18 protein-coding genes are annotated in these 14962 nt (G+C 67.0%); all 18 read right to left on the bottom strand.

The window, feature by feature from the left end:
• Positions 1-3: 3 nt before the first annotated feature.
• Entirely contained in the window at positions 4-372 is a 369-nt protein-coding gene (gene rplN, locus ACQP1K_RS04530; RefSeq protein WP_433499604.1) for a 50S ribosomal protein L14, read from the bottom strand.
• Positions 369-524, bottom strand: coding sequence for a hypothetical protein (locus tag ACQP1K_RS04525; protein WP_433499603.1), 156 nt, complete (start codon positions 522-524; stop codon positions 369-371). Before ACQP1K_RS04525 ends, rplN begins: the two co-directional genes overlap by 4 nt.
• 45 nt (positions 525-569) lie before the next feature.
• Entirely contained in the window at positions 570-872 is a 303-nt protein-coding gene (gene rpsQ, locus ACQP1K_RS04520; RefSeq protein WP_433499602.1) for a 30S ribosomal protein S17, read from the bottom strand.
• Entirely contained in the window at positions 865-1101 is a 237-nt protein-coding gene (rpmC, locus tag ACQP1K_RS04515; protein WP_055482779.1) for a 50S ribosomal protein L29, read from the bottom strand. Before rpmC ends, rpsQ begins: the two co-directional genes overlap by 8 nt.
• A complete protein-coding gene (gene rplP / locus ACQP1K_RS04510; RefSeq protein ID WP_055482778.1) occupies positions 1101-1520 on the bottom strand; it encodes a 50S ribosomal protein L16 in 420 nt (139 codons plus the stop codon). Before rplP ends, rpmC begins: the two co-directional genes overlap by 1 nt.
• A 2-nt stretch (positions 1521-1522) precedes the next feature.
• Positions 1523-2410 carry a 30S ribosomal protein S3 gene (rpsC, locus tag ACQP1K_RS04505; protein ID WP_433499601.1) on the bottom strand — a complete coding sequence of 296 codons (888 nt, stop codon included), beginning with the start codon at positions 2408-2410 and terminating at the stop codon, positions 1523-1525.
• Positions 2410-2763, bottom strand: coding sequence for a 50S ribosomal protein L22 (gene rplV / locus ACQP1K_RS04500; RefSeq protein ID WP_055482776.1), 354 nt, complete (start codon positions 2761-2763; stop codon positions 2410-2412). Before rplV ends, rpsC begins: the two co-directional genes overlap by 1 nt.
• Positions 2764-2796: 33 nt before the next feature.
• A complete protein-coding gene (gene rpsS, locus ACQP1K_RS04495; RefSeq protein ID WP_055482775.1) occupies positions 2797-3075 on the bottom strand; it encodes a 30S ribosomal protein S19 in 279 nt (92 codons plus the stop codon).
• An 11-nt stretch (positions 3076-3086) separates the two neighbouring features.
• Positions 3087-3923: a 50S ribosomal protein L2 gene (gene rplB / locus ACQP1K_RS04490; protein WP_433499600.1), complete on the bottom strand. Its 837-nt coding sequence runs from the start codon at positions 3921-3923 to the stop codon at positions 3087-3089.
• A gap of 91 nt (positions 3924-4014) precedes the next feature.
• Entirely contained in the window at positions 4015-4317 is a 303-nt protein-coding gene (gene rplW, locus ACQP1K_RS04485) for a 50S ribosomal protein L23 (protein ID WP_055482773.1), read from the bottom strand.
• Positions 4317-4964 (bottom strand): 50S ribosomal protein L4, encoded by a 648-nt coding sequence (rplD, locus tag ACQP1K_RS04480; RefSeq protein ID WP_433499599.1) that lies wholly within the window; start codon positions 4962-4964, stop codon positions 4317-4319. The genes rplW and rplD overlap by 1 nt, the downstream gene beginning before the upstream one ends.
• Positions 4961-5617: a 50S ribosomal protein L3 gene (rplC, locus tag ACQP1K_RS04475; RefSeq protein WP_433499598.1), complete on the bottom strand. Its 657-nt coding sequence runs from the start codon at positions 5615-5617 to the stop codon at positions 4961-4963. The genes rplD and rplC overlap by 4 nt, the downstream gene beginning before the upstream one ends.
• Before the next feature lie 13 nt (positions 5618-5630).
• Entirely contained in the window at positions 5631-5939 is a 309-nt protein-coding gene (gene rpsJ, locus ACQP1K_RS04470; protein ID WP_012887830.1) for a 30S ribosomal protein S10, read from the bottom strand.
• A gap of 267 nt (positions 5940-6206) precedes the next feature.
• Positions 6207-7400 carry an elongation factor Tu gene (gene tuf / locus ACQP1K_RS04465; RefSeq protein ID WP_433499597.1) on the bottom strand — a complete coding sequence of 398 codons (1194 nt, stop codon included), beginning with the start codon at positions 7398-7400 and terminating at the stop codon, positions 6207-6209.
• Positions 7401-7515: 115 nt separating this feature from the next.
• On the bottom strand, positions 7516-9564 hold the full coding sequence (fusA, locus tag ACQP1K_RS04460) for an elongation factor G (protein ID WP_433501482.1): 2049 nt from the start codon (positions 9562-9564) through the stop codon (positions 7516-7518).
• An 84-nt stretch (positions 9565-9648) separates the two neighbouring features.
• Positions 9649-10119 carry a 30S ribosomal protein S7 gene (gene rpsG, locus ACQP1K_RS04455; RefSeq protein ID WP_055482769.1) on the bottom strand — a complete coding sequence of 157 codons (471 nt, stop codon included), beginning with the start codon at positions 10117-10119 and terminating at the stop codon, positions 9649-9651.
• Between the two features lies 1 nt (position 10120).
• Positions 10121-10495: a 30S ribosomal protein S12 gene (gene rpsL, locus ACQP1K_RS04450; protein WP_055482768.1), complete on the bottom strand. Its 375-nt coding sequence runs from the start codon at positions 10493-10495 to the stop codon at positions 10121-10123.
• A gap of 574 nt (positions 10496-11069) precedes the next feature.
• Positions 11070-14945, bottom strand: a complete 3876-nt coding sequence (locus ACQP1K_RS04445) for a DNA-directed RNA polymerase subunit beta' (RefSeq protein WP_433499596.1) — start codon at positions 14943-14945, stop codon at positions 11070-11072.
• Positions 14946-14962 lie beyond the last annotated feature (17 nt).

The raw sequence follows: 14962 nt of genomic DNA, 5'->3' as shown, positions 1-14962 counted from the left end.
GCATCACAGCACCTCCGGGGCGAGCGAGATGATGCGCATGAACTTCTTGTCGCGCAGCTCCCGGCCAACGGGCCCGAAGATGCGGGTACCCCTCGGGTCACCGCTGTCCTTGATGATGACCGCCGCGTTCTCGTCGAAGCGGATGTAGGAGCCGTCGGGGCGGCGGCGCTCCTTGGCGGTGCGCACCACGACAGCCTTGACAACGTCGCCCTTCTTCACGCCTCCGCCGGGAATGGCGTCTTTCACCGTGGCGACGATGACGTCGCCGATTCCCGCGTAGCGCCGACCGGAGCCGCCGAGAACACGGATGCAGAGAATCTCCTTCGCACCCGTGTTGTCGGCGACCTTGAGTCGCGACTCCTGCTGAATCACGTCAACTCCTGTGTGTCTCGCCGGTTCTCACCCTCGCGGGTGAGCCTGGCGGAACCGATGTGGTCTTGTTCCCCCGGCGACAGCCGTACGACCGCCGTACGACCGCTGCCGCGGGCGGGCCGGGCGGGTGATCCGTCCGACCCCTTGGACACCGTCGTGGGGGGTGGTCCGCCCACCCCCCACGAGGCGCGTTCGTGTTACTTGGCCTTCTCGAGGATCTCGACGACTCGCCAGCGCTTGGTGGCGGACATCGGCCGGGTCTCCATCAGGAGGACGCGGTCGCCGACGCCGCAAGCGTTCTGCTCGTCGTGGGCCTTGTACTTGGTCGTCCGGCGGATGACCTTGCCGTACAGCGGGTGCTTGACGCGGTCCTCGACGGCGACGACGACGGTCTTGTCCATCTTGTCGCCCACCACGAGGCCCTCACGGGTCTTGCGGTAGTTCCGCGCGCTCTTGCGGCCGGTCCCGGTCGCCTCGGTTACCTCGGTTGTCTCAGCCATCGCTCGACTCCTTCTCGACCGTGACGATGCCGAGCTCCCGCTCGCGCATCACGGTGTAGATACGGGCGATCTCGCGGCGGACGGCACGGAGCCGCCCGTGGCTCTCCAACTGGCCGGTCGCCGCCTGGAAGCGGAGGTTGAACAGCTCCTCCTTGGCTTCCTTCAGCTTCTGGACCAGGACGTCCTGATCCTCCACCCGCAGCTCAGCGGCGGTCAGACCCTTAGCCATCACGCCTCACCCACTTCACGCTTGACGAACCGGCACTTCATCGGGAGCTTGTGCATCGCGCGCCGCAGGGCCTCGCGGGCCACGGGCTCGGCGACACCGGACAGCTCGAACATGACGCGACCGGGCTTGACATTGGCGACCCACCACTCCGGCGAACCCTTACCGGAACCCATCCGGGTCTCGGCCGGCTTCTTCGTGAGCGGACGGTCCGGGAAGATGTTGATCCAGACCTTTCCGCCACGGCGGATGTGCCGGGTCATGGCGATACGAGCAGCCTCGATCTGGCGGTTCGTCACATAGGCGTGCTCAAGCGCCTGAATGCCGAACTCACCGAACGCGACCCTGGTGCCGCCCTTGGCGGCGCCGCTACGGTCGGGCCGGTGCTGCTTGCGGTGCTTGACCCTGCGCGGGATCAGCATGGTCAGCTCCCTTCAGCACCCGGCTGCTCCGCCGGGCCGGTCTCGGGGGCGGCCTGCACGGCCGCCTCACTCCTGGTTGCCTCGGTCCTGGTGCGGTCCCCACGGCCCGCACCGCCGCGGCGCGGACGGTCGCCACCACGACGCGGACGCTCGCCGCGCCGGTCCTCGCGGCGCTGACCAGCACGGGCGCCAGCGGCAGCAGCGGCGGCCGCGGCCTCACGCTCGGCGCGGGTGGTCGGGGCCTCGCCCTTGTAGATCCACACCTTCACGCCGATGCGGCCGAAGGTGGTGCGGGCCTCGAAGAAGCCGTAGTCGATGTCGGCGCGCAGCGTGTGCAGCGGCACCCGGCCCTCGCGGTAGAACTCCGAGCGCGACATCTCGGCGCCGCCCAGACGACCGGAGCACTGGACCCGGATGCCCTTGGCCCCGCTCTTCATCGCGGACTGCATCGCCTTGCGCATGGCCCGGCGGAACGACACACGGCTGGAGAGCTGCTCGGCCACGCCCTGCGCGACGAGCTGCGCGTCGATCTCGGGGTTCTTCACCTCGAGGATGTTGAGCTGGACCTGCTTCTTGGTCAGCTTCTCCAGGCTGCCCCGGATGCGGTCGGCCTCCGCGCCGCGGCGGCCGATGACGATGCCCGGCCGGGCGGTGTGGATGTCGACCTGGACCCGGTCGGTGGTGCGCTCGATCTCGATCTTCGAGACGCCGGCCCGCTCCAGGCCCTTCTCCCGGTCCGTGCCCTTCTGCAGCGTGCCCTTCAGCAGCAGGCGGCGGATCGCCACGTCCTCTGCGACGTACGACTTGTAGAGCTTGTCGGCGTACCACCGGCTCTTGAAGTCGGTCGTGATACCTAGGCGGAACCCGTGCGGGTTGACTTTCTGGCCCACTAGCGGGTCCTCCCCTTCGGCTCGCGGGACTCCACGATCACCGTGATGTGGCTCGTCCTCTTGTTGATCCGATAGGCGCGACCCTGGGCACGCGGACGGAACCGCTTCAGCGTCGGTCCCTCGTCGACCCACGCGCGGCTCACGACCAGAGTGTCCCGGTCGAGCTTGAAATTGTGCTCCGCGTTCGCGATCGCGCTCGAGAGCACCTTGTAAACCGTCTCACTCGCCGACTGGGGAGCGAACTTCAGCACGGCCTGCGCCTCCGAAGCGGGCAGCCCGCGAATGAGGTCCACCACGCGGCGGGCCTTCCGGGGCGTGTGGCGCGCGTACCGCGCCTGTGCCCTGGCTTCCATCGCTGTCTCCTCTAATGCTTGCTTTGAAGGCGCTTACCGCCGGCTGCGGCGGTCTTCCTTGACGTGGCTGCGGAACGTCCGCGTCGGGGCGAACTCTCCGAGCTTGTGGCCGATCATCGACTCGGTGATGAAGACCGGAACGTGCTTGCGGCCGTCGTGCACGGCGATCGTGTGACCGATCATGTCCGGCACGATCATGGAACGCCGCGACCACGTCTTGATGACGTTCTTGGTGCCCTTCTCGTTCTGGGCGTCCACCTTCTTGATCAGGTGGCCGTCCACGAAGGGGCCCTTCTTGAGGCTACGTGGCATGTCGGCTGCTCCTACCGCTTCTTCCTCTTGCTCCGACGACGGATGATCAGCCGGTCGCTCGCCTTGTTCGCCTGACGGGTGCGGCCCTCGGGCTTGCCCTTCGGGTTCACCGGGTGGCGGCCACCGGAGGTCTTGCCCTCACCACCACCGTGCGGGTGGTCGACCGGGTTCATGGCGACACCGCGGACCGAGGGGCGCTTGCCCTTCCACCGGTTGCGGCCCGCCTTGCCGATGCTGATGTTGGCCTGCTCGGTGTTGCCGACCTGGCCCACCGAGGCGCGGCACCGCACGTCGACCTGGCGCATCTCACCGGACGGCATACGCAGCGTGGCGTAGTTGCCCTCCTTGGCGAGGAGCTGGATCTGCGCACCGGCGCTGCGCCCCAGCTTGGCGCCACCGCCCGGACGGAGCTCCACCGCGTGGATGAAAGTACCGGTGGGGATGTTGCGCAGCGGCAGGCAGTTGCCCGGCTTGATGTCGGCGCCGGGACCGTTCTCGACACGGTCCCCCTGCTTGAGACCGACCGGCGCGATGATGTACCGCTTCTCGCCGTCGGCGTAGTGGAGCAGCGCGATGCGGGACGTCCGGTTCGGGTCGTACTCGATGTGTGCGACCTTGGCCGGAATCCCGTCCTTGTCGTGGCGGCGGAAGTCGATGATCCGGTAGGCGCGCTTGTGCCCGCCTCCCTGGTGCCGGGCCGTCACCCGGCCGTGCACGTTACGGCCGCCCTTGTTGTGCAGCGGGGCAAGCAGCGACTTCTCCGGGGTGCTGCGCGTGAGCTCGGAGAAGTCCGAGACACTCGCGCCGCGACGACCCGGGGTCGTCGGCTTGTACTTACGGATGCCCATCTCTTTCGTTCATCCTTTGTCGGTTCGTACCGGTCGGGGTCCGCCTCACGGCGGTCCCCCCGGCGCTGACATAAGTGGCGATCCCGCCGCGTTAGCCGATCTGACCGAAGATGTCGATACGCTCGCCCTCAGCCAGGCTCACGATCGCACGCTTGGTGTTGGGACGCTGCCCGTAGCCGTGCCGGGTCCGCTTGCGCTTACCCTGCCGGTTGATCGTGTTCACGCCGGTCACCTTGACCCCGAAGATCTGCTCAACCGCGATCTTCACCTGGGTCTTGTTCGCGTCCTTGCGCACCAGGAACGTGTACTGGTTGTGCTCGTCGATCAGACCGTAGCTCTTCTCGGAGACGATCGGCTTGACGATGATGTCGCGCGGGTCGGTGATCTTCTCCATCAGGCCTCTTCCTTCCCGCTGTTCGCCAGCCGGGCCACGACCTGGTCGTACGCCTCGCGGGTGAAGACCACATCGTCGCTGCAGAGCACGTCGTAGGTGTTGAGCTGGCCCGCCTCCAGGAGGTGGACCTCGGGCACGTTGCGCAGGCTCAGCCAGGTGACCTCGTCCTGCGCGTCGAGGACCACCAGCACCCGGCGGGCCTGGGTGACCTTGCGCAGCGCCTCCATGGCCACCTTGGTCCTGGGCGTCTCACCGGTGATCAGGTCGGTCACCACGTGGACGCGGCCGCCGCCCGCCCGGTCGGACAGGGCGCCGCGCAGCGCGGCCGCCTTCATCTTCTTGGGCGTCCGCTGGTCGTACGAGCGCGGCTTCGGGCCGTGCACGACGCCGCCGCCGGTGAACTGCGGCGCACGGGTCGAGCCCTGCCGGGCGCGGCCGGTGCCCTTCTGGCGGTACGGCTTCTTGCCACCGCCGCGGACCTCGCCGCGGGTCTTGGTGGAGTGGGTCCCCTGCCGGGCCGCGGCGAGCTGTGCGACCACGACCTGGTGGATCAGAGGCACGTTGACCTTGGCGCCGAAGATCTCCGCGGGCAGGTCCACGGAGTCCGTCTTGGCACCGGTCGCGTCGAGGACGTCGATGCTGGTCACTTGGCAGCAACCCCCTTCTTGGCGGCGGTGCGGATGAGGACGAGGCTGCCGTTGGGGCCGGGGATAGCACCCTTGATCAGGATGATGTTCTTCTCGGCGTCCACGGCGTGGACCTTGAGGCTCTGGACGGTCGTGCGGGCGTTGCCCATGCGGCCGGCCATGCGCAGGCCCTTGAAGACGCGGCCCGGGGTGGCGCAGCCGCCGATGGAGCCCGGCGAGCGGTGCTTGCGCTGGGTACCGTGCGAAGCGGACAGACCACGGAAGTTGTGGCGCTTCATGACACCCGCATAGCCCTTGCCCTTGCTCTTGCCGGTGACGTCCACGTACTGTCCGGCCTCGAAGGTGTCGGCGAGGATCTCCTGGCCGAGCGTGTACTCGGCGGCGTCGTCCGTCCGGACCTCGGCGAAGTAGCGCCGCGGCGTGATGTCGTGCTTGCGCAGGTAGTCGCCGAGCGGCTTGTTCACCTTGCGCGGGTCGATCTGCCCGAAACCGAGCTGAATCGCGGAGTAGCCGTCCCTCTCAGGAGTGCGAACCCGGGTCACCACGCACGGACCGGCCTCGACGACGGTCACCGGGACCACCCGGTTCGCCTCGTCGAAGACCTGGGTCATGCCGAGCTTCTTGCCCAGGACGCCCTTGATCTGCTTAGCCATGTCAGTGCGTTCCTTAAAGCTTGATCGAGATGTCGACGCCGGCAGGCAGGTCGAGACGCATGAGCGAGTCGACCGTCTTCGGCGTGGGGTCGATGATGTCAATCAGCCGCTTGTGGGTGCGCATCTCAAAGTGCTCACGGCTGTCCTTGTACTTGTGCGGCGACCGGATGACGCAGTACACGTTCTTCTCGGTCGGCAGCGGCACCGGGCCAGCGACCTTGGCGCCGGTCCGCGTCACCGTCTCGACGATCTTCTTGGCCGAGCTGTCGATGACCTCGTGGTCATACGCCTTGAGCCGGATGCGGATCTTCTGTCCCGCCATGATGGCCTCGGTGTCCTTCGCTGTCGTCGTATAAAGCTTCACGCGGCCGATAGGTCACACTGCCTACGCCGCAGGTCTTCTTCCCACCCGGCCGAACCGTGATCTGGCAGCGGACTCGGCCTATCGGCGGCCGAGACGACTGCGAGATCACGGTGTCGTCGCCCGTGGGCGGGGCCGGCTGGCGGCCCCTCCGCGGTGCGGCGGTCAGGCCCGGATCGTGTCCTCCGACACTCCCCCGGCAGTCCCGACCGCCGCCCAGCGGTGGCACTACTTGATGATCTTCGTGACGCGACCGGCGCCGACGGTGCGGCCACCCTCGCGGATCGCGAACTTCAGACCCTCTTCCATGGCGATCGGCTGGATGAGCTCGACGCGCATCTCCGTGTTGTCGCCCGGCATGACCATCTCGGTGCCCTCGGGGAGGTTCACCACGCCGGTCACGTCGGTCGTACGGAAGTAGAACTGAGGACGGTAGTTGTTGAAGAACGGCGTGTGGCGGCCGCCCTCGTCCTTGTTCAGAATGTAGACCTGCGCCTCGAACTCGGTGTGCGGGGTGGTCGTGCCCGGCTTGATGACACACTGACCACGCTCGACGTCCTCACGCTTGATGCCGCGCAGGAGCAGACCGACGTTGTCTCCGGCCTGACCCTCGTCGAGGAGCTTGCGGAACATCTCGACGCCGGTGACGGTCGTCGAGGTGCTCTTCTCCTTTATGCCGATGATGTCGACGACCTCGTTGACCTTGACGACGCCGCGCTCGATACGACCGGTGACGACGGTGCCGCGACCGGTGATCGAGAAGACGTCCTCGATCGGCATCAGGAACGGCTTGTCCGTGTCACGGACCGGCTCGGGAACGTTGTCGTCGACCGCCGTCATGAGCTCCATGATGGAGTCGCCCCACTTCTCGTCGCCCTCGAGCGCCTTGAGCGCCGAGACGCGGACGACCGGCACGTCGTCGCCGGGGAACTCCTGGGCGGACAGCAGCTCGCGGACCTCGAGCTCGACGAGCTCCAGGATCTCCTCGTCGTCCACCATGTCCGACTTGTTCAGCGCCACGACGATGTAGGGAACGCCGACCTGGCGGGCCAGGAGGACGTGCTCCTTCGTCTGCGGCATCGGACCGTCGGTCGCCGCGACCACCAGGATCGCGCCGTCCATCTGGGCGGCACCGGTGATCATGTTCTTCACGTAGTCGGCGTGACCGGGGCAGTCCACGTGGGCGTAGTGGCGCTTCTCGGTCTGGTACTCGACGTGTGAGATCGAAATGGTGATGCCGCGAGCCTTCTCCTCGGGCGCCTTGTCGATCTTGTCGAAGGGGGTCGCCTCGTTGAGCTGCGGGAGGCGGTCATGAAGCACCTTGGTGATCGCCGCGGTCAGAGTGGTCTTGCCGTGGTCGATGTGCCCAATGGTGCCGATGTTCACGTGCGGCTTGCTCCGCTCGAACTTGGCCTTGGCCACTGGTCTGTCTCCTTAGAGATTCTGACTTGACTTGCGTCTTCGAACTCAGGCTCCGAATGGCGCGGCACCGGCGAAGGTGCTGCGCCATACGTGGCGAAATCGTCCCTGACGGAACCTATTCGCCCCGAGCCTTCGCGACGATCTCCTTGGCGATGCCCGGAGGCACCTCCGCGTAGGAGTCGAACTGCATGCTGTAGACGGCCCGGCCCTGGGTCCTGCTGCGCAGGTCGCCCACGTAACCGAACATCTCTGACAGCGGGACGAGGGCCTGAATGACCTTGGCCCCGGTCCGGTCTTCCATTGCCTGGATCTGTCCGCGGCGTCCGTTGAGGTCACCGATGACGTCACCCATGTAATCCTCGGGCGTGATGACCTCAACGGCCATCATCGGCTCGAGGAGAACTGCGTCCGCCTTCCGAGCGGCCTCCTTGAAGGCCATCGAACCGGCGATCTTGAAAGCCATTTCGGACGAGTCGACCTCATGGTAGGCACCGTCCAGGAGGGTGACCTTGACCCCCACCATCGGGTAGCCGGCGAGCACACCGAACTCGGCGGCCTCCTGGCAGCCCGCGTCGACCGACGGGATGTACTCCCGCGGGATGCGGCCACCGGTGACCTTGTTCTCGAACTCGTATCCGTCGTTGCCCTCGCCGAGCGGCTCGAGGGCGATGATCACGCGACCGAACTGACCGGAACCACCGGTCTGCTTCTTGTGCGTGTACTCGACCTTCTCCACCTTCCGGCGGATGGTCTCGCGGTAGGCGACCTGCGGGCGGCCGACGTTGGCCTCCACCTTGAACTCGCGGCGCATCCGGTCGACGAAGACCTCGAGGTGGAGCTCGCCCATCCCCCAGATGACCGTCTGCCCGGTCTCCTCGTCGCGGCGGACCTGGAAGGACGGGTCCTCCTCGGTCAGACGCTGGATCGCGGTCCCCAGCTTCTCCTGGTCACCCTTGGTCTTGGGCTCGATGGCCACGTTGATGACCGGAGCGGGGAAGTTCATCGACTCGAGGATCACCTGGTTCGCCGGGTCACTGAGCGTGTCACCGGTGGTGGTGTCCTTCAGGCCCATGACGGCGACGATCTGACCGGCGGACGCGGACGAGCGCTCCTCGCGCTTGTTCGCGTGCATCTGGTAGATCTTGCCGATCCGCTCCTTCTTGCCCTTGGTCGAGTTGACGACCCCGGTGCCGGAGTCGATCTTGCCCGAGTAGACGCGGATGTAGGTGAGCTTGCCCAGGTGCGGGTCACTCATGATCTTGAAGGCGAGCGCGGAGAACGGCTCGGCCGGGTCGGCGTGCCGCTCGACGACCTTCTCCTCGTTGCCCGGGGCGTGTCCGTCTATTGCCGGGATGTCGATCGGCGCCGGCAGGTAGGCCACGATCGCGTCGAGCAGGGGCTGCACGCCCTTGTTCTTGAACGCGGTACCGCACAGAACCGGGTTGACCGAACCCTTGATGGTCGCACGGCGGATGGCCGCGACCAGCTGCTCCTCACTGGGCTCGACGCCCTCGAGGAACAGCTCCATGAGCTCGTCGTCGTTCTCGGCGACGGTCTCGACCAGCTTGTCGCGCCATTCACGGGCCGAGTCGGCGTGGTCGGCCGGGACGTCGACGACGTCGTACATCTCGCCCTTGGCCGCCTCGGAGCTCCAGATCAGCCCCTTCATCCGCACCAGGTCGATGATGCCCTTGAATTCGGCTTCGACACCCCAGGGGAGCTGGACGACCAGCGGCGTCGCGCCCAGACGGGACACGATCATGTCGACGCAGCGGTGGAACTCCGCGCCGACCCGGTCCATCTTGTTCACGAAGCAGATGCGGGGTACGCCGTACCGGTCGGCCTGCCGCCAGACCGTCTCCGACTGCGGCTCCACGCCGGCGACCGCGTCGAACACCGCGACGGCGCCGTCGAGGACGCGGAGCGAGCGCTCCACCTCGATGGTGAAGTCCACGTGACCGGGAGTGTCGATGATGTTGATCGTGTGATCAAGCCAGCTACAGGTGGTCGCGGCAGACGTGATCGTGATGCCGCGCTCCTGCTCCTGTTCCATCCAGTCCATGGTGGCGGCGCCCTCATGGGTTTCACCGAGCTTGTAGTTTATGCCGGTGTAGAACAGGATGCGCTCAGTCGTCGTGGTCTTGCCCGCGTCGATGTGGGCCATGATCCCGATGTTGCGGACCTTGGCCAGGTCAAGAGCGGTCGTGGTGGCCACTTCTCTCGCGTCCTAACTCGTCGTAGGTGCCTACTACCAGCGGTAGTGGGCGAAAGCCTTGTTGGACTCGGCCATCTTGTGCGTGTCCTCGCGCCGCTTCACGCTGGCGCCGAGGCCGTTGCTCGCGTCGAGCAGCTCGTTCATGAGGCGCTCGGTCATGGTCTTCTCGCGACGCGCCCGCGCGTACTGAACGATCCACCGCAGGGCCAGGGTGGTGCTGCGCGACGCGCGCACCTCGACCGGCACCTGGTAGGTCGCGCCACCGACACGACGGCTGCGCACCTCGAGGGTGGGCTTGACGTTGTCCAGAGCCCGCTTGAGCGTGACGACCGGGTCGTTGCCCGTCTTCTCCCGGCAGCCGTCGAGGGCGCCGTAGACGATCGACTGGGCGATGGAGCGCTTGCCGTCCAGGAGAACCTTGTTGATCAGCGCGGTGACCAGCGGCGAGTTGTGCACCGGGTCGGCTATCAACTGGCGGCGGCCAGGGGAACCCTTGCGCGGCATGTCAGCTCTTCTCCTTCTTCGCGCCGTAACGGCTGCGGGCCTGCTTGCGGTTGCGGACACCCTGAGCGTCGAGCGCCCCACGGACGATCTTGTAGCGAACGCCCGGCAAGTCCTTCACACGACCGCCACGCACGAGCACGATGGAGTGCTCCTGAAGGTTGTGCCCAACGCCCGGAATGTATGCGGTGACCTCGATGCCGCTGGTGAGGCGGACACGCGCCACCTTGCGCAGGGCGGAGTTGGGCTTCTTGGGAGTCGTAGTGTAGACACGCACGCAGTGGCCGCGGAGCTGCGGACTTCCCTTCAGTGCCGGTGTCTTCGTCTTCGTTACCTTGTCCTGTCGGCCCTTACGGACCAACTGCTGGATAGTAGGCACTACGTCTCCATTTCGCGCCTTGGCCGGTGCTACGTCGTTGTCGTTCGAGGTCTCTCGGCCACGCTCGGCCCAGTTTCTCCGTCCGACTGTGCTTTTTCGCAGGTACTGCCGGTGTCATGACCTGCTGGTCTTCCTCGCCCTCCGACCCACGCGCTCGGGCGTGTCGCGGACTGGCCGTATCACACCCGGGCGGACCCGGTCGATCTGGAGGAATCACGCGGCGCCTACACCCGTCTCCCACGTGGGGAGAAGGCTCTCGAGCACACGCATGCGAGCCCACGAACCATGGGCACGAAGGACAACACTACCCAGGCAGACGCGAGCCGTCAAAACGAACGCGCCTGGGCCGACATTGTCCGTACCCCGGCTCTGACGGCCCGCTCCCACGCGGGCCGCGCATAAGACTCTCGCAGATTCTACCGGTACCGGCCCGGTTCGGATGCCAGGAACGCGGAAACGCCCGGAGTGGCGGACCACTCCGGGCGTTTCCCGTCAACCTGAGTCGTGTTCGAAGATCATGTGACACCGCGCACGGCCCGGATGGGCTACGCGAAGGACACCGCTTCTCCCACTCCTAACGGCCGTACTGGCCGAAGTCGTACTCCTCCAGCGGGACGGCCTCGCCGCTGCCGGCGCCGAACGTGTAGTCCGCCGCCGAACCGTCGTAGCCGCCCACGGTGTACATCGCGGCCTTCGCCTCCTCGGTCGGCTCCACCCGGATGTTGCGGTACTGCGGCATACCCGTACCGGCCGGGATGAGCTTTCCGATGATGACGTTCTCCTTGAGGCCGAGCAGCGAGTCCGACTTGGCGTGGATCGCCGCGTCGGTGAGCACCCGCGTCGTCTCCTGGAAGGACGCCGCCGACAGCCACGACTCGGTGGCCAGCGACGCCTTCGTGATGCCCATCAGCACCGGACGGCCGGCGGCCGGCTGGCCGCCCTCCGCCACGGTCTGGCGGTTCATCGCCTCGAAGCGCGGCCGCTCGACGAGCTCACCAGGCAGCAGCTCGGTGTCGCCCGACTCGAGCACGTTCACCCGCTTGAGCATCTGCCGGACGATGACCTCGATGTGCTTGTCGTGGATCGACACACCCTGCGAGCGGTAGACCTGCTGGACCTCGTCGACCAGGTGGAGCTGGACGGCACGGGGACCGAGGATGCGCAGGACCTCGTTCGGGTTGCGGGCACCCGCGACGAGCAGCTGGCCGACCTCGACGTGCTGCCCCTCCGAGATGAGCAGCCGGGCCCGCATCGAGACCGGGTAGGCCACCTCGTCGGAACCGTCGTCCGGCGTGACGACGACCTTGCGCGTCTTGTCGGTCTCGTCGATCCGCACCCGGCCGGCGACCTCGCTGATCGGGGCGACACCCTTGGGGATGCGCGCCTCGAAGAGCTCGGTGACTCGCGGCAGACCGTGGGTGATGTCCGCACCGGCCACACCACCGGTGTGGAAGGTACGCATGGTCAGCTGCGTGCCCGGCTCACCGATCGACTGAGCGGCGATGATGCCGACGGCCTCGCCGACGTCGACGAGCTTGCCGGTGGCCAGCGAGCGGCCGTAGCACATCGCGCAGACACCGATCTTGGCCTCGCACACGAGCGTGCTGCGGGTCCTGACCGTCTCGACGCCGGCCGCGACGAGCGCGGTGACCACCGCGTCGTTGATGTCGGCGCCCTTCGATGCGACCAGCTTGCCGTCCGCCTCGACGTCCTCGGCCAGGATCCGGCCGTGCACGTTGCTCTCGGCGTTCTCGGCCTTGACCAGGTTGCCCTGGAAGTCGCGCTCGCCGACCCGCAGCGGGACGGCCCTGTCGGTGCCGCAGTCGATCTCCCGGACGATGACGTCCTGGGCCACGTCGACCAGACGACGGGTCAGGTAGCCGGAGTCGGCGGTCCGCAGCGCGGTGTCCGCCAGACCCTTCCGCTGACCGTGGGTGGAGATGAAGTACTCCAGCACCGACAGGCCCTCGCGGAAGGAGGACTTGATCGGCCGCGGGATCGTCTCACCCTTGGTGTTGGACACCAGGCCACGGATGCCGGCGATCTGCCGGACCTGCATCTTGTTACCGCGGGCGCCGGAGTTGACCATCATCCACACCGGGTTGGTGGCCGGGAACGCGTTGACCATGTCGGTCTCGACGTCCGCCGTGGCGTGCGTCCAGATCTCGATGAGCTCCTGACGGCGCTCCTCGTCCGTGATCAGACCGCGGTCGTACTCGCGCTGGACCTTGTCGGCCCGACGCTCGTACGAATCCATGATCTCCGCCTTGTTGGGCGGCGCCACGACGTCCTCGATGGAGATGGTGACACCGGCGCGGGTGGCCCAGTAGAACCCGGTGTCCTTGAGCGCGTCGAGCGCGTTGGCGACCTCCACCTTGCGGTACCGCTCGGCCAGCTCGTTCACGATTCCGGAGAGCTGCTTCTTGCCGACCTGGTAGTCCACGAAGGGGTAGTTGTCCGGCAGCGTCTGGTTGAACAGGCACCGGCCCAGCGTGGTCTCCAGCCGGAACGCCTGTCCGGCCTCCCAGCCCTCGGGCGCCTCCCAGCCGCGCGGCGGCGGGAAGTCCTTCATCCTGATCTGGACCCTGGCCTGTACGTCCAGCTCGCGACGGTCGAACGCCATGAGCGCCTCGGCCACGGACGAGAACACCCGGCCGGTCCCCAGCGCGTCCTCCTTCTCCGTGGTCAGCCAGTACAGCCCGATGACCATGTCCTGGGTGGGCATCGTCACCGGCTTGCCGTCCGCCGGCTTGAGGATGTTGTTGGTGGACAGCATCAGGATGCGCGCCTCGGCCTGGGCCTCGGCGGACAGCGGCAGGTGCACGGCCATCTGGTCGCCGTCGAAGTCCGCGTTGAACGCGGTGCAGACCAGCGGATGGATCTGGATGGCCTTGCCCTCGACGAGCTGCGGCTCGAACGCCTGGATGCCCAGGCGGTGCAGCGTGGGCGCGCGGTTGAGCAGCACCGGATGCTCGGTGATGACCTCTTCCAGCACGTCCCACACGACCGGGCGGGCCCGCTCGACCATCCGCTTGGCCGACTTGATGTTCTGCGCGTGGTTCAGGTCCACCAGGCGCTTCATCACGAACGGCTTGAACAGCTCCAGCGCCATCTGCTTGGGCAGGCCGCACTGGTGCAGCTTGAGCTGCGGGCCGACGACGATGACGGAACGGCCGGAGTAGTCGACTCGCTTGCCCAGCAGGTTCTGCCGGAAGCGGCCCTGCTTGCCCTTCAGCATGTCGCTGAGGGACTTCAGCGGGCGGTTGCCAGGACCCGTGACCGGACGTCCGCGGCGGCCGTTGTCGAACAGCGCGTCGACGGCCTCCTGCAGCATCCGCTTCTCGTTGTTCACGATGATCTCGGGCGCGCCGAGGTCGAGCAGACGCTTGAGACGGTTGTTCCGGTTGATGACGCGGCGGTACAGGTCGTTCAGGTCGGAGGTCGCGAACCGGCCACCGTCGAGCTGCACCATCGGGCGCAGGTCCGGCGGGATGACCGGAATGCAGTCCAGCACCATGCCGCTGGGCGAGTTCCGCGTGTTGAGGAACGCCGCCACGACCTTGAGCCGCTTGAGCGCGCGGGCCTTCTTCTGACCCTTGCCGCTGCGGATGGTCTCGCGCAGGTTCTCCGCCTCGGCCTCCAGGTCGAAGCTGCTCAGCCGCTCCTGGATCGCCTGGGCGCCCATGCCGCCGCGGAAGTAGCGGCCGAAACGGTCGCGCATCTCGCGGTAGAGCAGCTCGTCGCCCTCGAGGTCCTGAACCTTGAGGTTCTTGAACCGGCTCCAGACCTCCTCCAGCCGGTCCAGCTCGCGCTGGGCCCGGTCGCGGAGCTGCCGCATCTCGCGGTCGGCGCCCTCCCGCACCTTGCGGCGCTGGTCGCCCTTGGCGCCCGCGGCCTCCAGCTCGGCCAGGTCGGCCTCGAGCTTCTTCTGCCTGGCCTCGATGTCGGCGTCGCGGCGCTGCTCGACGTGCTGCCGCTCGACGGAGATCTTGGCCTCCAGCGACGGCAGGTCGCGCTCACGCATCTCGGTGTCGACATGCGTGATCATGTAGGCCGCGAAGTAGATGACCTTCTCCAGGTCCTTCGGGGCCAGGTCGAGCAGGTAACCCAGGCGCGAAGGAACGCCCTTGAAGTACCAGATGTGGGTGACGGGGGCGGCCAGCTCGATGTGGCCCATCCGCTCACGGCGCACCTTGGCACGCGTGACCTCGACACCGCAGCGCTCGCAGATGATGCCCTTGAAGCGGACCCGCTTGTACTTACCGCAGTAGCACTCCCAGTCCCGGGTCGGGCCGAAGATCTTCTCGCAGAAGAGCCCGTCCTTTTCCGGCTTGAGAGTCCGGTAGTTGATGGTCTCCGGCTTCTTCACCTCGCCGTGCGACCACTGGCGGATGTCGTCGGCGGTCGCCAGACCGATGCGCAGCTCGTCGAAGAAGTTGACGTCCAGCACTTTTTGTCCCCTCAGCT

It is taken from the genome of Sphaerimonospora sp. CA-214678, from assembly GCF_050942215.1.
Taxonomy (GTDB): Bacteria; Actinomycetota; Actinomycetes; order Streptosporangiales; family Streptosporangiaceae; genus Sphaerimonospora.
The sequence above is the reverse complement of the archived record's forward strand: the minus strand, read 5'-3'. Positions and strand labels throughout refer to the sequence as shown.